This window comes from Nocardia sp. Marseille-Q1738 (genome assembly GCF_965283145.1).
Map to the genome: position 1 here is coordinate 1,308,527 of NZ_CBDIMS010000001.1, position 20,186 is coordinate 1,328,712.

The window sequence follows — 20,186 nt, forward strand, 5'->3', positions numbered from 1 at the left end:
GGCCGCCGTGGTCGTCCAGGTATCCTCACCGCGTTCACGGGCCCCGTGAACGTGTTCGGTGAGAGAGGTTTACAGGTGAAGTTTCCAGGAGCGAGGCTGCTGGCACGCGTTGTGCTCGCCCTCGTCGCGGTAGCCGCAGTGGTGGTCACGGTGGCCGGATGTTCGTTGATCGGGGACGCGGGCAAATCCGACACCGCCAAGGCCGAGGTCGGCGACTGCATCAACGTCATCGAGGGCTCGGCGGTCGATTCCAAGACCGAGCCGGTCGACTGCTCGTCGGACAAGGCCGTGTACAAGATCGCGCAGTCCTACGACAAGAAGACCGACTGCGCCGCCGACTACACCTCCTACGAGGAGACCGTGGGCGGCGGGACCACCGCGTTCCTGTGCCTGGCGCCGAACTTCAAGGAAGGCCGCTGCTACAACGAGAACAGTGCGACCGGATACAAGCACGTCGACTGCGGTTCCCCGGAAGCGACCTTCCGCGTGCTGAAGCGGATCGACGGCCAGGCCGACGAATTGCTGTGCAGCGATGACGCCGACGGCTTCCGCCTCATCGAAACCGACCCCAAGGCGACCTTCTGCACGGCCAAGCCGAAGAACTGATCACTCCAACAGGGCAACCGACGCGATCCGGTGCAGCGTGAAGTGCCGGACCGCGCCGGTCACCGGGTCCAGCGCGTCCAACTGCCCATTGCCCACCTTCAACGGCTCCACCACCCGCTGCGTGGCGACCCCCTGGGCGTCGACGTAGCCGATGTTCACCGACCGCCGCACCCGCGCCGCCAGCTGGAGCAGGGCGAGGGTCGCCGCGGTATTGGTCCGGGTGCCGTCCGGGCGCAAAGCGTGACCCGAGCGGGCGCTCGCGGCGCGTTCCCCTGCGCGTAGTTCCGTGACCAACGACTCCAGCTGCTCGGCGCTGGGCGGCGCCGGGCGATACGGCTGCCGCGCGGCGGGCCGCACCGCGATTCGCGCGCCGCGCGGGCGCAGATCGACGATCGCGCCCGCCGAATCCTCGCCCGCGGGCGCGAAACCGGCCGCTCGCAGCTGTTCCAGCACTTCGCTCAGCGGCGCCTGGGCGATGGCGACGGTCGGCGCGATGGACCGCAGCGCCAGCGCATTCGCTACCGGCGCGGACAGCACCTGTGCGAGCAGTGCCGGGTCGTCGGTGCGAAGGAACGACTGCGCCATACCCGCGCGCAGCTGACCGTGCCGCCGCGCCACGTCGTCGATCAGGTAGGAAAGAGCCTGCGGGATCGGCGTCCGGGAGTGCTTGGCGAACAACGCGTGTAGTTCGGCCGCGGACAAGCCCGCGTCGAGGGCGCGGCGCACCGAGGACTCACTGATCCGATACACCGTTGCCGCACCGGCCGATTCGACGTCGGCGACGAGAGCGATGCCATGCTGAAGGTCCGTTGTCAGCGGGCCGGGAGCGATCACCGTCAGATCCGCTTGGACCAGCACGTGATCGACCGGCTCCGGCAGCGCCGCCTCCATCTCCGCCTCGGCGGCGGTCACGTTGGTCGCCGCCCCGCACACCAGTGCCCGCGCCGCTGAGCCGAGCGCGCCGCGGCCGACGAAGCCCATCGCCGCGGCTTCGGCCAGGGTCTGCTCGACCACCTCCGGCCGGAAGTTGCGGCGCCTGCGCGGCTGCCGCCACGCCAGCACCCGGCCGATGTCCGCCGGGTCCAGTGCGGTGCCGGACGGATACTCCGCGAGCAGGCTGAGGATGGTGTGCCGGTCGCGCGGGGCGTGCGGGGTGCGCAGCTCCAGCGATAGCGCCGCCAGCGGCTTGTCGTTGGCGTCGCGCATACCGATCATCCACGGCATCCGGTCCAGGTCGAGCCAGGTGAGCGCGAGGGTGGCCCACCGCCGCGCCGGTGGCGCCTGAAGCCACGCGTCGACCGCGGGGGTCGGTGCCCAGAAGTCCTCGGTCGCGTCGAAGTCCGGTGGCGGGTCCGGCAAACCCTTCTCCAGCAGTTTCGCCGCCGCCAGGAGTTCGACCAGCAAACCGGCCCTCGGCTCGTCGATACCGGCCTGCTTGGCGATGCGGCGCAGTTCTCGCACACCCAGTCCGCCTGCACGCAATGCCGGGGCGGGGACCTGGCCGAGTACCTCGAGCACATTCGCGCAGTGCCGAAGCAGCTCGCCCACTTCGCCCGCAGTGACGGCGTTGACCTCGGTGGGTGCGAGTTTCGTGTGACGCGGCTGCGGTGGAGTCAGCGCATGCGGGTGGGTGACCGGTTCCCGGCGCAGCACTTGGCCGACCGTGACCGGCAGTTCGACGGTCTCGTCGTCGATCCAGTGCAGCAGTCTGCTCGCGAGCAGCCGCTGAATCGGGCGATCGGCGGGGGTGCCCGGTGCGGCGTCTCTGGTACGTCCGCGTGGGCCGGTCGTGGCCAGCTTGTCCAGCAGAGCTCGTTCGGCGGGAGCGAGTTCGGCGAGGGCGGCGACCACCTCGGGTTCGGTGAGCGCGTCGGGAATCTCGGTCGCGCTGCCGATCGGCCACGGCAACGCCTCGGCGGCCGTGGGGATCAGATGCCACCGCTGCTCGTCATCGAGCCATACCAGCGCGCGTGCGGTCAGGCGCTCGAGCGCCTCGTCGATCGCGGCGGGGGACACCCGTTCGCTCAGCTGCACGTGCAGGTCTTCGCTGCGCGGCGGACCACCGCCCGTGGTGTGCGCGCCCTTGGCTGTGCGCGTGCCCTGCAGCGCAAGGGTTTCCAGAATGGCGAATTCGAGCGTGTTCAGGTCCTCAGTGGCGCGCAGCACCGAGGCGCGCTGTTCGGTGCGGGCGGCGAGCACGGCCATCGAGGAGGGCAGCGGCACGGCCAGGTCGGGCCGAAGCTGCAGCAGCGTGACGAGCTGGGCATCACTACGGCCACCGAGCCATCCGGCGAGGGAGTCGGTCGCGGTCATCCCATCCACCCTACGACGCCGGTCCGGGCCAAGCGCATCCGTCACGCGACGACTGATTTCGTGAGCACATGGGTAACTCCCCGGGTACGCCCAGAACCCGAGCGGCTCTCAACGCAGGACCTGAACGCAAATCTTGCGCCACCTGACTGGTACGGCCTGAATACTCGGAGAGGCGGCACGGCTAGCATGGGGCCGTGGTGAACAAATCTAAGAAATCCTACGTCGACAACGGCTGGCCGAAGGTCGCCGACGGTGACCACGCGGTCACCGAGCTCTCCTCGGCCCGCTCCGGTGGTCTCTCGCCCTACGGCGAGGACACCGAGTTTCCGGTCCCCGCCGAGCAGCTGCCCTACATGCACCCGAACACGGTGATCAACCGCTGAGCGCGCCGGAACGTTCTCGACTACAGAGAAGGGCCCCGCATCCTCGTTGATGCGGGGCCCTTCTTCACGAGCGTGGCGGTCAGGACGGAAGCAGACCCTTGTTCGCCTCGTAGAAGTTCACGATCGCGGGGTCGAGCGTGACACCGCTCGCCTTGGCGGCGTTGATGAAGTCGATGGCTTCCTTGGGCACCTGAACGCCCTGGGCCTGCACGACCTCGATGGCCCTGTCGACCGCGGAGAAGACCTGCTTGGAGCTGTCCTGCGGTGCGGACTGGGCGGCCTGCGGAGCAGGGTTCCAAGCCGGGGTTTCGGTGGTGGCGGGCGCGGTGCGCGGTGTGGGCGCGCTGCTCAGGCCGAGCTTGGAGGAGCAGGACGGCCAAGCGCCCCAGCCCTGCGAGGCGAGGACCTTCTCGGCGACCGCGATCTGCTGTTCACGGGAGGCCTGGTTGGCGGAGGCGGCGTACTCCTGGCCGCCATGGGAGCGCCAGGTGCTCGGCGAGAACTGCAGCCCACCCTGGAAACCGTTGCCGGTGTTGATACCCCAGTTGCCGCCGGCCTCGCACTGAGCGAGTCGATCCCAGTCGGAGTCGGGTGCCGCGCTGGCGTTGCCTGCGAATGCCACACCGGCGGTGCCGATGATGGCGCCGGTGACGGCAACCTTGGCTACCGTGCGGCCGGTCGAGCTTGGCTTGCGATGGCGTCCACTCATATCGGGTTCGTCTTCCTCTCGGCGCACCTGCGACGTCTTCGGTTCGGGTTCGGACTGAGAGGTCGTCCGTTCCGCCCTCGCCCCTTACGTTTATGTCGGGGTCCAGTACCCGCGGGGCAAGGTTCGGTGCGGCGGGCCGGTGGTTGCCGGGTGTCCCGGCTGGGTAAGACGGTACGACGAACCGCGGGAAAAATCACTATTTGGTAACCGGCGTGTACGGATCGGTCTCGACGCGGTCTCGAGCACTGTAAAGCGCCTTAGTGCAGCTAGAAAGGCTGCGGTTGCGGCTGTGATGTGCCGTCACCGCCCTGTGACCTCCTCGTTATGTGACGAGGATCACAGCTATGAGTGGGTAACGATCGTGCCGGGTAACCGGTGTGGTGCGCCGGAGGCGGTACCTCCGGTTCAGCGTGATCTCCGGCCGGAACGCAGTGCGAACACGAGGGCGAGGACGAACCCCAGCGGCGCGAGTAGCGCGCCGAAATACAGCCACAGCCCCGGCTCGCCGTCGGTCAGCACCGGAGTGGCGAAGATGGCGACGATCGCCAGCAATCCCAGCGCGAACAGGCAGAGCGCGAGCCGCAGCAACCAATCGCCGCGGTGCCGCGGCGCGCCCTCGGATGGCGTCGGAGTAGAAGAGTTCGTCACGGCTCGACGGTAAAACTGATGTGCTTGCGTTATTCGCGCCGGGGTAGACTCGATAGCAACCGCGTCCCGCAATCGTGCTGGGCGCGTTCTTTTCGCACAAGAAAAGGACCGGTCGCGGCCCCGCCGCGGGACCGGACCGGCAGACGGATGTGCTCGGGCCGTAGGGGTCCGAGTTTTCGATGATGAACGGGTGAGCGCAGTGCCGACCGGCAGGGTGAAGTGGTACGACGTCGAAAAGGGCTTCGGCTTCCTTTCCCAGGACGAGGGTGAGGACGTCTACGTCCGCTCGTCCGCGCTGCCACAGGGCGTCGATGGCCTCAAGCCCGGGCAGCGCGTCGAATTCGGCATGGCCGCGGGGCGTCGCGGCCCCCAGGCGCTGAGTCTCAAGCTGCTGGAGGCGCCGCCGTCGGTCCGGCAGGGCCAGGAACGCAACGCGCGCAAGGAACCTGCCGCGCGCAGGCACACCCCCGACGAGCTGCACGGCATGGTCGAAGACATGATCACCCTGCTCGAGGCGAAGGTGCAGCCCGACCTGCGCAAGGGCAAGTACCCGGATCGCAAGACCGCACAGCGCATCTCGGAAGTCGTCCGCGCCGTGGCCCGCGAGCTGGACCACTAGCGGGGTTCGTCAGCGCCTGCGGCGCTGCGTGTTCGCGGCCCCTTTGTGGCTCGCGTCCGAGCGACCGCCGCTTGCGACTGCGTCGCTTGCGTGTCGGCCACTCGGTCCGCGGTGAATCAAAGACTCCGCAGTTCCTGGGCGACAAGCGAATCGACGAGGTCGTTCATCTCCTCGACCAGTGCCGCCGCGCCGCCGCGGTGGGCGAGGTTGCGCATTTCGAGGGGATCTTCCTGACGGTCGTAGAGTTCGTAATCGAATTCGCTCCGTGGCCCAGCGATGTGTTGGGGCGTCGAGTAGCGGGCGAAGCTGTAGCGGGGTGTGATCGCGCCGCGCAGGCAGTATTTGACGCCGGGTACCTGGCCGCCACTGGATTTGGCGTCGGAGGTGACGAGGATGGCATCGCGGACGATGCCGGTCGGGTTGATCAGCAGCGGGGTGAGGTCTCTGCCGACGATCGGACTGCTTGCGGTTGCGTCGGTACCGGCCAGCGCCGCCAAGGTAGGCACCAGGTCGACGTGCGACGTCAGTGCGGTGGTGGTGCTTCCATGCGTGGCGGGGTTTCTGGGGTCGGAGATGACCAGGGGCACGCGGTTGTTCTCGCGGTAGATCATCGCTCCCTTCTGCCGTAGTCCGTGCGCGCCACCGAGTTCGCCATGATCGGCGACCCGGACCACCACGGTGTTGCCCGCACCGCCGCTGTGGTCCAACGCGTCGAGGACCTGGCCGAGCAACTCGTCCGTGCGGCGTAGCAACTCCAGATACCAATTGCCCCACTGCCGCCACTGTGTGCGCCCGAGAGGCGAGTCGACCTCGTTGGGCATGAGCCCGCCGACGGCCTCGTTCATGGTGCGCCAGACCGTCTGCACTTGCGGCTTGGTCGACAGGTCGGATTCGAAGTTCGGCGGTATGTCGGCGCCGTAGTCCGGCACGTCCTCGAGCCGGTAGAAACGCGGGCAGTACATCATGTCGTGCGGGTTGACCATGCTCACCACGCACAGCCACGGTTCGGGGTCGTTGCCGTTTCGCCGTAGCCAATCGACGGCGTTTCGGACTACGCCGGGGTCCTCGTGTGTGCCCTCGTTCGGGCCGCCGCCGGACAGGATGTCGTAGGCCTCGTCGAATCCGTAGGCCGACAGCGCGGTGCTGTCGGTGCCGACGGGTTCGGACAAATGCCATTTCCCGACGTACGCGGTGCGATAGCCGGATTTCTTCAGCACCGTCCCGAGAGTGGGGATCGTGGTGTCGAGGTTGGGGCTCCATGCGTGCATCGGTCCGAGGGCCGCGCCCATCAGGTCATTGCCGCGGACGTTGTCGGTCATCCCATTGACCGGAGCCTGCAATCCGGTGAAGAAGGCCGATCGTGCCGGCGAGCACGGGGCCGTCGGCGAATGGTGCATGGCGAACCGCACGCCGGCGGCGTCCAGCCCGGCGCGGACAGGCAGCGTGAAGCCTGCGGGCAGAACGACATCCGCACGCTCCTGGTCGGTCATCAGCACCAGGATGTTCGGCCGCGATGCCGGGGCCGCGGCGGCCTCGGCGCCGAGGGTGCCGCGCAGGACCGGCACCGCGGCGGACGCGGCGGCCATCATCGCGAGAACCTGACGTCGATTCGGTGCAGATGGACGAGCGGGCGCGAGGGGCTGATCGGGGGTCGATGGGGACACGGGGTTGGACCTTTCGAAGACGGCGGAACGGCCGCATCCACTGTAACTGATGAATTGACGAAATCGTTCAGTTGGACTTTTCGGTGGTGGTGAGCGTCGCGATACTGTGCAGTGGTGTCCCGAGCCGAGACGACGTCCACGACCGCACGCGGAGAGCAGACGCGGCGGTCGATCCTCGATGTCGCCAGTCGCCGGTTCGCCGATCAGGGTTTCCGCAACACCTCGGTGGCGGCGGTGGCACGGGAACTGGCTTTGGCGCCGTCGGCGGTGTATTTCCATTTCGCGGACAAGGAGGCTCTCTTCGTCGCCGCGTTCGATCGCGATGTCGCTCGATTGTGCGACGACGCGCTGGCCCAGCCGGGGCCGATGGACGCCGCTTACTGGCAGGAGGTCGTCAGGCGGTTCGTGACGCGGCTGGCCACCTACCCGCTGGTGCATCGCGTACTCGCGGGCCGCGAGCCGGGACTGCTCGCCCGACTGGTCGGTGGCCCTGTACCGCAACGTATTCGGCAAGCGCTCGAAACCTCGCTGCGCGCCGGTCAGCAGTCCGGGGATATCGCCGAAGATCTCGATCCCCGCGACACCGCGATGGCGTTGGAAGCCATTTTCACGGCGGTCATCATCACGGTGGTGCAAGTCGGCGGCAGCGGCAGCTCGGAACGCATCGACGCGGTCGGCCGCTTGGTGCGGGCTGCGATCACAGCGAAACGTTCGAGCTGACCGGCAGGTCCGCCCAGCGCGGCAAGGGGGCTACGCGAAGAGGCTTGCCGACGAGACTGCGGTGGGCACCATGGAAAGCTGTTTACGCCGTGCTGATCGACCAGGTGGCGTGCGGAAGGTAGAACTCCTTGCCCGTTTCGTCCCGCGCGAGGATCGGGAGCTGGAATTCGACGCCGATGAGGCGGAGATCGGGCTCCGGTTTCGACTCGATGGTGAGTGCGAGGGCGCGGTCGGGGTAGTCGTTGCGGCTGATCACCCGGTCGACCTTCTCGCCGGACGGCAGGATGTAGACGAGCTGCGCGAGCCAGGGAGCGTCGGCGACCTGCTTCGGCAGCGACAGCTGCAGGGGGTAGCCCGCGGGGACGTCCAGTTCGACGGTGCGGCCACGGTGGCAGTCCGGCGTGTCGGGAGCGCAGGCCAGCGTCGCGAACAGCGTGCCTTCCACGGTGTGCTCGGGCAGGATGCTGCAATTCTGCATGGTCACCGCGCAGTAGCTGAACGGCCGGACGGTGACCGTCTTCCCGTGCGCGTAGGCGGTGAGGGTGACGTCCGGCTCGTCGGCGTTGCGGATCAGCACCGCCAGCACGCCGACGAAGGCGACGGTGAGCACGAGCAGGGCGGCCGCGACCAGCGCGACGATCGTGCGTGCGTTGAGCTTGCTCACCAGATCGGGTCTCCTTGCCCTCGTTGGATGCGTGTGGTGTCGTCGCCGTGCCGCGGGGCGTGGCCGTGCGCACGGGTTGTGCTCGCCGGGTGCCCGTGTGGCCGGACGGGCACCTCTTGCTCCGCGTGCTGCGGCCGGTTGCCGCCGAGGCCGGGCAGCAGCGAGTGTCCTCGGAAGCTCACGAAAGTCTGCACCAAGCCGATCACGAGTATCGCGGTGATCACCGCGAAGCCCTTCCAGTAATCGGTCGGCAGCAGCACGCCCGCCGCCCCGCCGACAACCCAGCTGAGCTGCAGAACGGTCTCCGACCGCCCGAAACCGGAAGCGATCGACTCGGGCGGCAGGTCGTCCTGGATCGCGGCGTCCAGCGAAACCTTGGCCAGCGCGCTCGTCGCGGCGGCGACCAGTGCGGCGACCGCCGCACCGAGCAGATTGTTCGCGAATGTCGCGAAGAGCGCGACGAACGCGCACGCCGCGGTGCAGCCGAGCACGACCAGCGAGGGCTTACCGAGCTTGAGCCGGGCGCCGGTCGCGTTGCCCGTGAAATTGCCGACGGCCGCGGCCGCGCCGACCACGCCGAGCATGGCGGCCTGCTGCACCGGACGCTGCTCGGTCGCCTTGGCGACGAACGCGACGTAGAAGGTGAGAAACCCGGTCAGCACGCGGATCGCGCCATTGCCCCACAGCCCGGTCACCACCGCGCGGCCGAGCGGCTGCCTGCGCTTGCGCGGCGGCACCGTCGACTCCTTGCCGGAGGAGAGCACCTGGGTGTGCGCGTCGGCGCCGTGATAGCTCAACGTCGCTGGCACCTCACCTTCGGTGACCTCGACCCAGGACGGGATGCGCAGGCTCAGATACGTTCCAGCGCAGGCGATCAGTGTGGCGAAGACCAACGCGCCGTTGGAGCCCGCGATGGCGGCGGCGAGCCCGGCCAGCGCTCCCGCGCCGATGGTGCCGCCGACCAAGCCGAACACCGTGAGCCGGGAGTTCGTGCGGACCAGATCGATATCGGGCGGCAGCACGCGCGGCGTCACCGCGCTCTTGAGCACGGAGAACGATTTGCTGCCGATCATCATGCACAGGGCGAGCGGATACAGCCCCCAGGTGTCGAACTCGATGATCAGGACCACCGCGAGCACCGCTCGCAGCGCGAACGAGGTGGCCAGCGCCAGCCGGCGGCCGCGCTGCAGGCGATCGAGCAGCGGACCGATCAGCGGCGCGATCACGGCGAACGGCGCGATGGTGATGAGCAGGTACAGAGCGACATTCGTCTTGCTCTCCGCGGTGGCGCTGGCGAAGAACAAGGTATTGGCCAGTGCCACCGCGATGGCCGCGTCGAGGGCGAAGTTCGCCATGGTCGCGTAAGTGAGCGCCGTGAGTCCCGACTTGTCCGCGCCGTCGGCCTTGGCCGCGCGCTGGAAGGTCGCGATGCCCTTTTCGGTGAGTTCCCGGCCGCGCATGGCGGCAACGCGGGTAACGGTGAGCTTGCGGGGGACGCGCTGCGCGCCGGGCCGATCCGCGGCTTCGGGCGGTTCGACCTGCTCCTGGACGAGGGTCTCGGGATAGTCGGGTTCGGTTCGGCTCGGCGGCTCGGTGTGCCGGGGCGGTGGCGGGCGACGCGGGAAGACGCGTCGGGGCGTGGGATCGGGCGACTCCGGCTGCTCGGTTTCGTTTCCGCGCGGCAAGCGTTTGGTCGCGGGATTCTCCGGTGTCCGCGGCGTTTCGGCACGTCGGTCCGGCGACCTCGGTTGGTCGTACCGTCCGGCGGTAGGTTCCGCTTCCCGTCCGAGCGGTGGCAGCGGCCTGCGGCGGCGCGGCGCGTTAGGTGGCGGGTATCGGTCGAAACCGGGGTGCCGTTGGTAGGGCGGAGACTCCTCGCCTTCCCACCGATCACGGTCGGGACCGGAAGGTTCGCGGGGAGTAGTCACGCCTCCAATTCTGGCGTACTCCCGCGCTGGGCGTTCACTCGCGCTCCATGGCGGCGCGTACGGTCGGCGTCGTTCACGCCGGAGTGAAGCGGACTTCGAACATGGTCGGCCAGTTCTTGCCCGTGATCAGGAATCGGTCGGTACCGGGCAGTTGGGCGATGCCGTTGAGCGCGTCGGCGCCGGCTCGCGCGGTCGCGGGGAGCAAACCGGTGGCGTCGATGGCCGCCGAGACGTGGCCGGATTCCGGGTCGATGCGCAGGATGGTGTCGGTGGGCCAGTCGTTGGCGTAGACCGACCCGTCCGCCGCGCACTCGAGCTCGTTGAGGCGCGCCTTGTTCCAGCTGGTCAGAGTGACCGATCCGGTCGCAGCGAAGGTGACCGGATCCCGGAAGGTGAGCCGGTCGGTGCCGTCGCTCATCACCAGGCGCCCATTCCGGAAGCACAGACCCCAGCCCTCGCCGTCGTAGCGTGCCCTGCCGCGTTCGGCGAGCGTGGCAGGGTCCCTGGCGATGGCCACGCCGTCATGCCAGGTGAGCTGCCAGAGGGTGGCATCGGCGAGGGTGATGCCCTCCCCGAAGTAGGGCGCGGGTAATTCGGCCCTGGCCAGCTCCTCGCCGGTCGCGAGCCGCGACGCGCGCACGCTCGACGCTCCGGCCAGTCCGGTGCCTTCGTAGAGGATGTCGCCGCGCACCTCCAGTCCCTGGGTGAACGCCTGCCGATCATGTGGTCTGGTGCCGACTACCTCGATTTTCATCCTGGGTGGCGGGTCCTCGGCGGCGCCGCATCCGCCCACGACGAGCACACCGACCAGCACACTGATGGCCAACCGACGCCGATTGCGCTTCATACGGCAAAATGTAGGCCGTGAGCGCAGTTTCTGTTTCGGAGTCCGGCGTGCGGCCGATCCTGGCTGATGCCGTCGACTTGGCCCGCCGTGCGCTCCTGGCGTTGGAACCGTTAGCGGTCGGGGCGTACCTGGGGGTGATCGCCGAGGACGAGAGCTCGGCGACGCACCGATTCGAAGCCACGCTGCCCGGCTATCGCGGCTGGCAGTGGGCGGTTGTCGTGGCTGCCCCGCCGGGGGCCGACTACGCGACGGTCAGCGAGTCGGCGTTGTTGCCCGGGCCCGACGCCTTGGTCGCGCCCGAATTCGTGCCATGGGAGCAGCGGGTTCGTCCCGGTGACCTCGCGCCGGGCGATCTGCTCGCGCCGCCCGCCGACGATCCGCGCCTGGTTCCCGGTTATGTCGCGACCGGCGATCCGGTGGTCGACGAAGTCGCCTACGAGGTTGGCCTCGGCCGCACCAAGGTGATGAGCAAGGAAGGTCGCGAAGAGGCCGCCGAGCGCTGGTACGCCGAATACGGCCCCGATTCCGAGATGGCCAAGGCCGCGCCGGGCACCTGCGGGACCTGCGGCTTCTATCTCCCGCTGGCCGGGTCGCTGCGCGCCGCGTTCGGCGTGTGCGGCAACGCCATGGGCGCCGACGGGCGTGTGGTCCATGTCGCCTACGGCTGCGGCGCCCACTCCGACACCGTGGTGCCCAGCGGTAGCGGCTCCCCGCTGTACGAGGCGTACGACGACGCGGCGATCGAGATGATCTCGCTGGAGCCGGAGCGCGCCCAGTCCGCGTCTCGTGTGGCCCAGCAGGCGTCCGCCGAGCCCGCGGGCGAGCAGCCAGCGGTTGAGGTCACGAGCGATAGGTCCGGCGGCGCTGTCGCCGAGCAGGCCGAGGACGTCTCCAGCGCGGCTGTGGCCGAGGGCGTCGCCATTGCCGAATCGAGCGCCGTGTCCGCCGAGACCGTAACCGAGTGGCCAACGGCGGCGTCGGACTCGGCAGAGTCCAGCACGCCCGGGTCGAACGACGCCGTCTCGACCGCGGCCGGGCCGGGCGTAGTCGAGGGGCAGCGCGTCGACGTTGCGGCAGACGGCGTGATCGAGCCGGGTTCTGAAGGCACCCAGCCGGGCCCCGACGAGCAGCGGGGGACCGAGGCCGAGTCGGCTTCTATCGAATCGGTTTCCACCAGTCCGCAGGCGACCGAATCCACCGCAGCATCAGGGGCGGTCGAGTCCCAGAGCGCGAGCGACTCGTCGGCGGGTGCAGGCGAGCTTGGTTCCGCGGATACACGGTCGGCTCCCGTCGGGGCATCGGACAGTGCGACCGACTCAGGAGCAGCTGAGTCGGACTCGGCCGAGTCGAACGCAGGGGTGGCGAGCGCAGCCGAGCCGAGCGCAGTGGAATCGGATTCGTCCGATGCCGATCCGGCTGAGTCGGACGTGGCCGGGACGGACGCGGGCCAGTCCACCGTTGCGGCGACCGTGGAGCCCGCTTCTGGATCGGAATCCGGCGCGCCCGAGACTTCGGCCGCCGAGCCGACCGGGATCGAAGAGGCTGGTGCCCAAGCCGGTTCGGATATCGAGCAGGCCGGTGCGGCAGAGGCGCGGCCGGAGTTCCCGTCATCGCCGCGGAGCTGACCGCGGCCGCCGATCCGTTCGGCACGTGGGCGCTGCGCGCGGCGGTGCTCGCCGCATGGCGCGATTCGCCGACGCGGTTGCGTGAGGACGCCGCCACCGAGAAAGACCTGGTGCGCGCGGGCTACCGCGACCGGCTACTGACCGAGTTGGCGCAGAACGCGGCCGACGCCGCGGGTAAGGCGGGCATCGCCGGTCGTTTGGTCGTCCGGCTCGACGGCCGGGATCTGCATGTCGGTAATACCGGCGCGCCGCTGGATGTGTCCGGCGTGCATGCGCTGACCGCCCTGCGTGCGTCGGGGAAGGCCGAGACCGGCACGGTGGGCCGGTTCGGCGTCGGGTTCACCGCGGTGCTCGCGGTGAGCGACGACATCGAGGTGCGCTCGACCAGGGGATCGCTGCGGTTCTCCCGCGCGCGAACCATGGACGCCCTGCGCCGCAACGAGATCCGGGTCCCCGCCGTCGAAAGGGGCGAATTCGCCCCTCCGGTGCTGCGATTGGCTTGGCCGATCCAGGCGCAACCTGCCGATGGTCTGGACACCGAGGTCGTGCTGCGCTTACACGAGGATGTGGACGCCGACGCACTGCTGGCCGCGATGCGCCTGGAAGCCGTCGACCTGCTTCTGGAACTGCCCGCCTTGCAACGCATCCGCATCGGCACGGACGAATTCGTCAGCAGTGACGAGGACATGGGCGACGGCATGCACGAGGTGTACGTCGACGGCCCTGGCAGCGAACAGCGGACCTGGTGGCAGTACCGCACGCCCCGCGCCCGCTGGCTGCTGCCGGTGCACGACGGTAAGCCGGTGGCCGCGGCCGCGGACGTCCTCCGGGCGCCGACCAGGTCCGATGAGGAACTGTCGCTGCCCGCGCTGCTCATCGCCGATATCCCGATGCAACCGGATCGCCGGAGATTATTGCCCGGCGCCCGCCTGGGCGAGTTGGCCGAAGGGTATGCGGATTTCGCCCGCGCTCTGCCGCCGCGCGACCGCCTCGTGCTCGTCCCTGCGCCCGGTTTCGCCCGGAGCGAGGCCGATGGTCTCCTCCGCGAAGCTCTGATCCGCGAATTGCAGACTCGCCCTTGGCTTCCCGTCGTTGCCGGCGGCGACCTGCCGGTTTCGGCGAATGACGTGCCGGGCACCGGGCTGGAAGCCGCGGAAAGCGCCGAAGTGCCCAGTGGATCGGAGGCTGAGTTCGGCCTCGGCGGTACGCCGCCAACCGTACGGCAGGCCCATGCCTTCGACGTCGCGGTTCCTACCCGGGCATCCGTTTTCACCGGTCTGACCGCGGAATTGGCCGAGCTGCTCGAGGATGTGATCGGTCCGTTGGTGATCGCGGACCTCTCCGGGCGGGCCCAGGCCGAGGCTATGGGTGTGCTGGACGTGCACCGGATCGGATTGGCCCGCCTCGCGGAGTTGTCGAGCGGGCTGGAGCGCCCCCCGGCGTGGTGGCGGTCGTTCTATGCGGCGTTGGAGCCCTTCGTGGTCGATCCCCTCGCGGCGGAAGAACTCGGGGCGCTGGCGGTGCCGCTGGCCGACGGCAGGCTCGTCACCGGTCCGCGCACGGTGGTGCTGGACGACCACCTCGAGGTCGCGATCCCGGTGCACTGGGCAAGGCTGGCGCATCCGGAGGCGACACATCCGCTACTGGCGCGGCTCGGTGCGCGGTCGGCCACCGCCGAGGAACTGTTGAGCGATCCGGCCTTGCGCGCCGACCTGGAGGACCACCCCGGCGATCCCGACACCGCCGACGCCGTCCTTCGTCTCGCCGCGAACGCCGACCAGGCCGCGTTGCCGTCCTGGCTCGGGCTGCTCGAATTGCCCAGCACCCAGGGCGAAGCGCGGTCCGCCGACGAACTGCTGCTGCCCGGTGCGCCGCTGCGTGATCTGCTGGTGGCGGACGCGCCGTTCGGGACGGTCGACCCCGAGCTGGTGGATCGTTACGGCGCGGACGCGCTGCGCGCCATCGGCGTGGGCTGGGATTTCAGTGTGCTCGTCGAGGCCGATCCGACCGGACCGGACCACGATCTGGACGACGAGGAACGCTGGTGGTCGACGCTGCCGGACGATCCGCCGGAGCTGGCCGCGGTCCGCGACCTCGACCTGGTGGACGACGCCGCGTGGCCGGAGGCGTTGCGGCAGTTGGCGGCAACACCGCGGACGCACCGCCTGCTGGCCGACGCCGATGGTTACACCGCGTGGTGGCTGCGCGGATACGCACGGATCGACGGCACCCCGCTGGGGCTGTTCCGCCATCCCGCTGACACCGAATTCGCCGGACTGCTACCGGCTTTCGCCGTGTCGGACGTCGACCCCGACGCTTTCCGCGCCGTTCTGGCGAACCCGGACGCGATCACCGACGAGCTGGCTGCCACGCTGCTGGAAGCACTCGCCGACCCGTCCAAAACGCCGGTGCCGGAAACCGTTTCGCGTACCCACGCCCGTTTGTCCGCTGCCGTCGCCGCGAACTTGCTGGATCTCACCACCCTCGACCCGCCCGATCGCGTGCGCGCGCTATCCGGCGCGGTGGTCGATCCGGGCGACGCGTTCGTCCTCGATCAGCCGTGGTTCGGCCTGGCCGTGCCGCCGGACCGCTTGGTGGTCGGCGACGCCGAAACCGCTTCGGCCCTGGCGGCTTTGCTCGATCTGCCGCTGCTCTCGGAGGCCGTCACCGCCGAGGTCGTCGACACGGGGCGCCGGACTACCTGGGCGGTGGAACCGCTGGGCGTCGTGCTGCGCCAGCTGTTCACTCTGCCCGCGCAGGACGGCGAGCTGGTGCTGCACGAGGATCTACTGGTGCGGTTGAGCGGCGCGATCGAGTCCACGGTCGCGGTGCCCTGGTGGCGTGCCGGCTCGACCGTCCACGTCCGTGCGCCGCGGCTGCGCAGCTGAGCCGCGGCCTACTGCTCGGCGTAGCTGGTGATCATCTCGCTCAGTAGATCCAACTGCCCGCGTACGCTTTCGCTGTCGTTGTCCACCAGCCAGCGCAGCACGACACCATCGATGACGTTGAGGGTGAACCGGCTCAGCGTATGCACCGGGACCGACCACCGGGTGGCCGTCGCGTCGCGTGCGTGCTCCAGGATGTCGGCGACGGTGGAGTCGTTGAAGTTGTACTGCTCGCGCGCGATCGCGAGTTTCGCCGGAGTCTGTTCGCCTTCACGCAGCGCGTAAGTAGTCGTTTCGTAAGTGAGCAGCTGTCGTTCCGGAGTGGCTTCTATGTTGAGCCACATGAGTTCCAGTCCGGCGCGAACCAATTTTTGAAGAGCTTCTTTTCCACTTTCGACGTCTTGCCAAACCGCTTCGTTCGCGTCGACGGAATCGCGCAATTCCATAGACAACGCTTTGACCAGCTCGGTCATCAGCGCGTCCTTGTTTTCGAAACAGTAATGCACCACACCGAGCGAGACACCGGCCGCCTGAGCGACATCGCGCGTGGTCACGCCTGCAACGCCCTTTTTTTCGGCAAGGCCGATCGCGGCCTCGATAAGGTGGGCCCGTCGTTCTTCGACGCTCAATCGGGAGGACACCCAAGGGAGTTAAGCGCGCACTGCGCGTGCAGTCAATTCGCGGACCGAAAAATTTGGACTGGACGAGTGACCAGTTGTGTGGTTCGCTGCATCGGACGGAAGGGAGACGGGTATGCCGGTGGCGCGCAGAACTGTTCTGGCCGGAACGGCGATCGGTTCGGCGACGCTCGCGGCCGCCACGGTGCCGGGGATGAGCGACGCACTCGGCGCTCCTGCGGGTGCCGCGCCCGATTCCGGCGGTTACGAGATCGGCATCGGGCTCTCCGACATCACCGGACCGGCCGCCGAATGCGGCATGATGGGCTACTCCCAACTCGAGCAGCAGACCGCGGGCATTCACCTGCGTCCGCGGGCCAGGGCGTTCATCATCGGCGGTGCCGGGCGACGGATAGTCTTCGTGGTCGCCGAGAACGGCATGATCTTCCAGTCCGTGCACCAGGGTGTGCTGACCGAATTGTCCCGGCGCTTCGGTGACCTGTACACCGAGCAGAACGTCCTGCTCACCTCGACGCATTCGCACGCGACCTGCGGTGGCTCCAGCAACGACTATGCCTACAACCTGTCCATCCTCGGCTTCCAGCAGCAGGTGTACGACGCCGAGGTGAACGGGATCGTCGAGGCGATCGCCGCCGCGCACGCCGATCTCGGCCCCGGCTCGCTCGCGCTCGGCCGCGGTGAGCTGCACGACGCGAGCGTGAATCGCTCCCGGGTGGCCTGGGAACTGAATCCGTCCGAGGACAGACAACACTTCCCCGATGCCATCGATCCCGCGGTGACCGCCCTCGCCCTGCGCAAGGGAGGCGCTACGGTCGGGACGATCACCTGGTTCGCCACCCACAACACCTCGATGACCAACGCGAACCGCCTGATCAGCTCGGACAACAAGGGTTACGCCTCGTTCTCCTACGAGCACATCGAGCACGGCGTGCGCTACCTGGATGGCGAGCCGTCGTTCGTCGCCGCCTTCGCGCAGACCAACGCGGGCGACATGTCCCCGAATCTGAACCTTCGGCCGGGTTCTGGACCCACCGAGGACGAGTTCGACAACACCCGCATCCTCGGCGAGCGGCAGTACCTGGCATCCAAAGAGGCCGTGGCTCGGGCACGCTCGATCGCGGGACCGGTCGACGCCGTGCTCTGCTACATCGACCTGGCCGACATCGCCGTGGACGGTCGTTTCACGCCCGATGGCCGCCCGCATCGCACCGCACCGGCCGCGGCGGGTGTTTCGCTCGTCGCGGGCAGCGTCGAGGACGGCCCAGGCCTGCCCGGCGGACCCGTGCCGGAGGGTGTGCGCAACCCGTTCCTCGAGTCGCTCGGCGATCCCGCGCAGCCCGCACCGGCCTGGCTGGCGGATGCGCAGGCCCCCAAGGTGATCGCCGCGCCGCTCGGACTGCTGCCTCCGGTCGCATGGGTGCCGAATGTATTGCCGATTCAGCTCCTTCGCATCGGTGAGCTCTATTTGGCCGCCGCGGGAGGCGAATTCACGATTACGTCCGGTCTGCGGATCCGTCGTGCCGTCGCGCAGGCGCTGAACGTTCCGCTGGATCAGGTGCTGATGCAGGGTTACGCGAACGCCTATCACGAATACGTCACGACGCCAGAGGAATACGACTCCCAGCAGTACGAGGGCGCGTCGACACTGTTCGGCCGCTACACGCTGTGCGCCTATCAACAGGAATTCACCCGTCTGGCTACGGCATTCGCCGCCCGGCAGCAGGTGCCGCGTGGCCCGGCGCCGCGCGACGTTTCGCATCTCCAGCCGAATTTCCAACCCGGCGCCGGACCGGATGTCGCCGCGCCCGGCCGTGGTTTCGGCGATGTGCTCGTGCAGCCCGGCCCGTTCTACGGCCGGGGCGGCCGGGTAGTGGCCGAATTCGTATCGGCGCACCCCAAACACGACAACCGCCGCAATGGCACGTTCTTGGAAGTGCAGCGCAGGAATGCCTCCGGCGAGTGGGTGCGGGTGGCCAACGAGGGCGAGTGGGCGGTGAAGTTCTTCTGGAGCAAGCACGGCGCGGCGACGTCGATGGCCCGATTCACCTGGGAGATTCCCCTCGACGCCGTTCCGGGTCGCTACCGTTTCCAGCACTACGCGACCCGTCTCGGTCTCGACGGCGCGCTGCACCCGTTCACCGGGATCACCGACGAATTCGAGGTGGGCGGGCCCTGACCCGGCCGGCTACAGACCGGTCTGCGCGCCCTTGTCGCCGCGTCGCGCCCCGCGGCGCTGGACCAGATAGATCACGAGGGCGAGCACGCCGACCACGAGCCCCATCAGACAGACCGGGCGCGCCGCCTCCCACCGGTCGCCGACCATCCACACCACCACGGTGGCGAGCAACCACAGCGCGCTGCCGACCGCGAGGACGGGGCGCGGATCGGTCAGCCGCGGTGGAAGTTGCGGGACATTCTGCGGCACGCACCCAGCCTAATGGGCGCGGCCGGTCCGCACTCTCGTGCCGTGCCGTGCCGAAAGCGGAGGCAGCCGCGCCGCCGGACGTAGTCGTCGGTAGGCCGCCGAGCAGCGGCGAGGTGGTCCTCCAGCGGCGAGAACCGGCCTCGCCGTGCGGCGGTCGGCGTATCGTTTGCCACTGTGACAACGCCATCGGATCTTCGAGCCCTCGCTGGTGAGCTCTCGCTGGCGGTCGTTCGACTGACGCGACACCTGCGCGGACGTCGTGCCGACTCGCAGATCTCGCTGACTCAGCTCTCGGCGCTCGCGACGCTCGCGCGGGAGGGTGCGATGACGCCAGGGGCCCTGGCGGCGAAGGAGCGCGTCCAGCCGCCGTCGATGACCCGCGTGATCGCGTCGCTCACCGATCTCGACTTGGTGGAGCGCAATCCGCATCCGACCGATGGCCGTCAGATCATCGTCTCGTTGTCTCCGGCGGGGCGTGCGCTCATCGCCGACGAAACCAGCGCCCGCGAGGCGTGGATGACCGAACAGCTGTCCGCGCTCACCGAGGACCAGCTCGTCGTGCTGAGCCGCGCCGTGGCGATCATGAAGCAGATCGTCGCGGAGTCGGAATAGCGGTCAGGCCCGCAACGAGATTCGTCATGCTCGTCGCCGCGACATCGGGTCAGTGTCCGGTGCGGATGAGCCGGACACTGGTCTTGGTGCCCCACCACAGCAGCCGGGCCGTGCTCGCCAGATAGAGGACGAACGCAGGATAGACCAGCACGCCGTAGTCGTCGGACCACCTCGGCAGGTGGGTGAGCTGCGTGCCGGCGGCGACGAGCAGCAGCAGCCCGAGCACCACCGCGATCGGCGCGAGTCGCGCGGTGTCCTGGTCGGCCGGTGGAGCTGGGCGGTCGGTCATGGTGGAGCCCTCCTGGTGAGGTCGGCTCGGCGCCATATCGAGGCGCGGGGGCACTGGCACGTCAGTTACCTTCTAGCTAACTTTCGCACTTGGACGCCGTTTCGTTAACAATCTGTGACATAGATCACTATTCTGACGTCAGAGCTGAATGAGCCGAGGTGGCTGAGCCGAAGCGGCCGCGCTCCCTACCGAGCCGCGAAGGGCTGATCACTGTCCACGATCTCGCGGCCGAGGGGGAACAGCGAGATCGGTATCAATTTGAGGTTGGCCCAGCCGAACGGGATGCCGATGATCGACACGAACAGCGGAATACTCGTCAGTAGGTGACCCAGCGCCAGCCACCATCCGGCAACAATGAACCAGATGATGTTGCCGATCAGCGAGCCCGCCCCCGCGCCGGGCTTCTCCACCGTGGTCCGGCCGAACGGCCACAGCACATAGACCGCGATCCGGAAGGACGCGATCCCGAAGGGAATGGTGATGATCAGGATGAAGCAGATGATCCCAGCCGCGATGTAGCCCAGCGCCAGCCAGAACCCGGCGAAGATCAGCCACAGGATGTTGAGAACCAACTGAATCGGCTTCATGACACCAGCATGCCAGCCCCGCGC

Annotated in this window: 19 protein-coding genes; 8 read left to right on the forward strand and 11 right to left on the reverse strand. The window is 68.6% G+C overall.

Translation table 11 applies throughout. From position 1 onward, the window contains the following. Positions 1-75 precede the first annotated feature (75 nt). Positions 76-606, forward strand: a complete 531-nt coding sequence (locus ACWPXK_RS06010; RefSeq protein WP_454194971.1) for an LppU/SCO3897 family protein — start codon at positions 76-78, stop codon at positions 604-606. Here the strand turns inward: ACWPXK_RS06010 and ACWPXK_RS06015 are convergent, their stop codons facing one another. Continuing rightward, positions 607-2,919 (reverse strand): helicase-associated domain-containing protein, encoded by a 2,313-nt coding sequence (locus tag ACWPXK_RS06015; RefSeq protein ID WP_454194972.1) that lies wholly within the window; start codon positions 2,917-2,919, stop codon positions 607-609. It abuts the gene before it with no gap. A 194-nt stretch (positions 2,920-3,113) separates the two neighbouring features. Here ACWPXK_RS06015 and ACWPXK_RS06020 point away from each other — a divergent pair, with 194 nt between their 5' ends. Beyond that, positions 3,114-3,302: a hypothetical protein gene (locus ACWPXK_RS06020; protein ID WP_039795086.1), complete on the forward strand. Its 189-nt coding sequence runs from the start codon at positions 3,114-3,116 to the stop codon at positions 3,300-3,302. A 79-nt stretch (positions 3,303-3,381) separates the two neighbouring features. Here the strand turns inward: ACWPXK_RS06020 and ACWPXK_RS06025 are convergent, their stop codons facing one another. Both ACWPXK_RS06025 and ACWPXK_RS06030 read right to left on the reverse strand, forming a co-directional pair. After that, positions 3,382-4,011 carry a resuscitation-promoting factor Rpf1 domain-containing protein gene (locus ACWPXK_RS06025; RefSeq protein ID WP_454194973.1) on the reverse strand — a complete coding sequence of 210 codons (630 nt, stop codon included), beginning with the start codon at positions 4,009-4,011 and terminating at the stop codon, positions 3,382-3,384. A gap of 405 nt (positions 4,012-4,416) precedes the next feature. Next, on the reverse strand, positions 4,417-4,659 hold the full coding sequence (locus ACWPXK_RS06030; RefSeq protein WP_454194974.1) for a hypothetical protein: 243 nt from the start codon (positions 4,657-4,659) through the stop codon (positions 4,417-4,419). Positions 4,660-4,858: 199 nt separating this feature from the next. Here ACWPXK_RS06030 and ACWPXK_RS06035 point away from each other — a divergent pair, with 199 nt between their 5' ends. Then, positions 4,859-5,278 carry a cold-shock protein gene (locus tag ACWPXK_RS06035; RefSeq protein ID WP_454195467.1) on the forward strand — a complete coding sequence of 140 codons (420 nt, stop codon included), beginning with the start codon at positions 4,859-4,861 and terminating at the stop codon, positions 5,276-5,278. A 116-nt stretch (positions 5,279-5,394) separates the two neighbouring features. Here the strand turns inward: ACWPXK_RS06035 and ACWPXK_RS06040 are convergent, their stop codons facing one another. After that, positions 5,395-6,867, reverse strand: coding sequence for a sulfatase-like hydrolase/transferase (locus ACWPXK_RS06040; protein ID WP_454194975.1), 1,473 nt, complete (start codon positions 6,865-6,867; stop codon positions 5,395-5,397). Between the two features lie 189 nt (positions 6,868-7,056). Here ACWPXK_RS06040 and ACWPXK_RS06045 point away from each other — a divergent pair, with 189 nt between their 5' ends. After that, on the forward strand, positions 7,057-7,662 hold the full coding sequence (locus ACWPXK_RS06045; RefSeq protein WP_454194976.1) for a TetR family transcriptional regulator: 606 nt from the start codon (positions 7,057-7,059) through the stop codon (positions 7,660-7,662). Between the two features lie 82 nt (positions 7,663-7,744). Here ACWPXK_RS06045 and ACWPXK_RS06050 read toward each other — a convergent pair whose 3' ends face one another. The 3 genes from ACWPXK_RS06050 to ACWPXK_RS06060 all read right to left on the reverse strand — a co-directional run bounded on the left by ACWPXK_RS06050 (position 7,745) and on the right by ACWPXK_RS06060 (position 11,101). Continuing rightward, positions 7,745-8,326: a DUF2771 domain-containing protein gene (locus ACWPXK_RS06050; protein ID WP_454194977.1), complete on the reverse strand. Its 582-nt coding sequence runs from the start codon at positions 8,324-8,326 to the stop codon at positions 7,745-7,747. Then, positions 8,323-10,254, reverse strand: coding sequence for an MFS transporter (locus tag ACWPXK_RS06055; RefSeq protein WP_454194978.1), 1,932 nt, complete (start codon positions 10,252-10,254; stop codon positions 8,323-8,325). The genes ACWPXK_RS06050 and ACWPXK_RS06055 overlap by 4 nt, the downstream gene beginning before the upstream one ends. 73 nt (positions 10,255-10,327) lie before the next feature. Further along, positions 10,328-11,101 (reverse strand): glutaminyl-peptide cyclotransferase, encoded by a 774-nt coding sequence (locus ACWPXK_RS06060; RefSeq protein WP_454194979.1) that lies wholly within the window; start codon positions 11,099-11,101, stop codon positions 10,328-10,330. A gap of 17 nt (positions 11,102-11,118) precedes the next feature. Between ACWPXK_RS06060 and ACWPXK_RS06065 the strand changes: the two genes are divergently transcribed. Next, positions 11,119-12,726: a DUF3027 domain-containing protein gene (locus tag ACWPXK_RS06065; RefSeq protein ID WP_454194980.1), complete on the forward strand. Its 1,608-nt coding sequence runs from the start codon at positions 11,119-11,121 to the stop codon at positions 12,724-12,726. A gap of 44 nt (positions 12,727-12,770) precedes the next feature. Then, entirely contained in the window at positions 12,771-15,614 is a 2,844-nt protein-coding gene (locus ACWPXK_RS06070) for a sacsin N-terminal ATP-binding-like domain-containing protein (RefSeq protein ID WP_454194981.1), read from the forward strand. Positions 15,615-15,622: 8 nt separating this feature from the next. Here ACWPXK_RS06070 and ACWPXK_RS06075 read toward each other — a convergent pair whose 3' ends face one another. Beyond that, positions 15,623-16,240: a TetR/AcrR family transcriptional regulator gene (locus ACWPXK_RS06075; protein WP_454194982.1), complete on the reverse strand. Its 618-nt coding sequence runs from the start codon at positions 16,238-16,240 to the stop codon at positions 15,623-15,625. A gap of 124 nt (positions 16,241-16,364) precedes the next feature. Between ACWPXK_RS06075 and ACWPXK_RS06080 the strand changes: the two genes are divergently transcribed. After that, positions 16,365-18,425, forward strand: a complete 2,061-nt coding sequence (locus ACWPXK_RS06080; RefSeq protein WP_454194983.1) for a neutral/alkaline ceramidase — start codon at positions 16,365-16,367, stop codon at positions 18,423-18,425. Between the two features lie 9 nt (positions 18,426-18,434). Here the strand turns inward: ACWPXK_RS06080 and ACWPXK_RS06085 are convergent, their stop codons facing one another. Beyond that, positions 18,435-18,674 carry a DUF2530 domain-containing protein gene (locus ACWPXK_RS06085; protein ID WP_454194984.1) on the reverse strand — a complete coding sequence of 80 codons (240 nt, stop codon included), beginning with the start codon at positions 18,672-18,674 and terminating at the stop codon, positions 18,435-18,437. A 174-nt stretch (positions 18,675-18,848) separates the two neighbouring features. Between ACWPXK_RS06085 and ACWPXK_RS06090 the strand changes: the two genes are divergently transcribed. After that, positions 18,849-19,286, forward strand: a complete 438-nt coding sequence (locus ACWPXK_RS06090; protein ID WP_454194985.1) for a MarR family winged helix-turn-helix transcriptional regulator — start codon at positions 18,849-18,851, stop codon at positions 19,284-19,286. Positions 19,287-19,335: 49 nt separating this feature from the next. Here the strand turns inward: ACWPXK_RS06090 and ACWPXK_RS06095 are convergent, their stop codons facing one another. Together ACWPXK_RS06095 and ACWPXK_RS06100 are read right to left on the reverse strand one after the other, a co-directional pair. Further along, positions 19,336-19,575, reverse strand: coding sequence for a hypothetical protein (locus ACWPXK_RS06095; RefSeq protein ID WP_454194986.1), 240 nt, complete (start codon positions 19,573-19,575; stop codon positions 19,336-19,338). A 185-nt stretch (positions 19,576-19,760) separates the two neighbouring features. After that, the gene (locus tag ACWPXK_RS06100) at positions 19,761-20,162 is read right to left on the reverse strand and encodes a YccF domain-containing protein (protein WP_454194987.1); all 402 of its coding nucleotides are present in this window, start codon (positions 20,160-20,162) and stop codon (positions 19,761-19,763) included. Positions 20,163-20,186: the final 24 nt, after the last annotated feature.

Excerpts from the sequence above, each read along its gene's own strand:
- ACWPXK_RS06015 (WP_454194972.1), bottom strand. The coding sequence starts at position 2,919 with ATGACCGCGACCGACTCCCTCGCCGGATGGCTCGGTGGCCGTAGTGAT.
- ACWPXK_RS06025 (WP_454194973.1), bottom strand. The coding sequence starts at position 4,011 with ATGAGTGGACGCCATCGCAAGCCAAGCTCGACCGGCCGCACGGTAGCC.
- ACWPXK_RS06040 (WP_454194975.1), bottom strand. The coding sequence starts at position 6,867 with ATGATGGCCGCCGCGTCCGCCGCGGTGCCGGTCCTGCGCGGCACCCTC.
- ACWPXK_RS06060 (WP_454194979.1), bottom strand. The coding sequence starts at position 11,101 with ATGAAGCGCAATCGGCGTCGGTTGGCCATCAGTGTGCTGGTCGGTGTG.
- ACWPXK_RS06080 (WP_454194983.1), top strand. The coding sequence starts at position 16,365 with ATGCCGGTGGCGCGCAGAACTGTTCTGGCCGGAACGGCGATCGGTTCG.
- ACWPXK_RS06095 (WP_454194986.1), bottom strand. The coding sequence starts at position 19,575 with ATGACCGACCGCCCAGCTCCACCGGCCGACCAGGACACCGCGCGACTC.
- ACWPXK_RS06100 (WP_454194987.1), bottom strand. The coding sequence starts at position 20,162 with ATGAAGCCGATTCAGTTGGTTCTCAACATCCTGTGGCTGATCTTCGCC.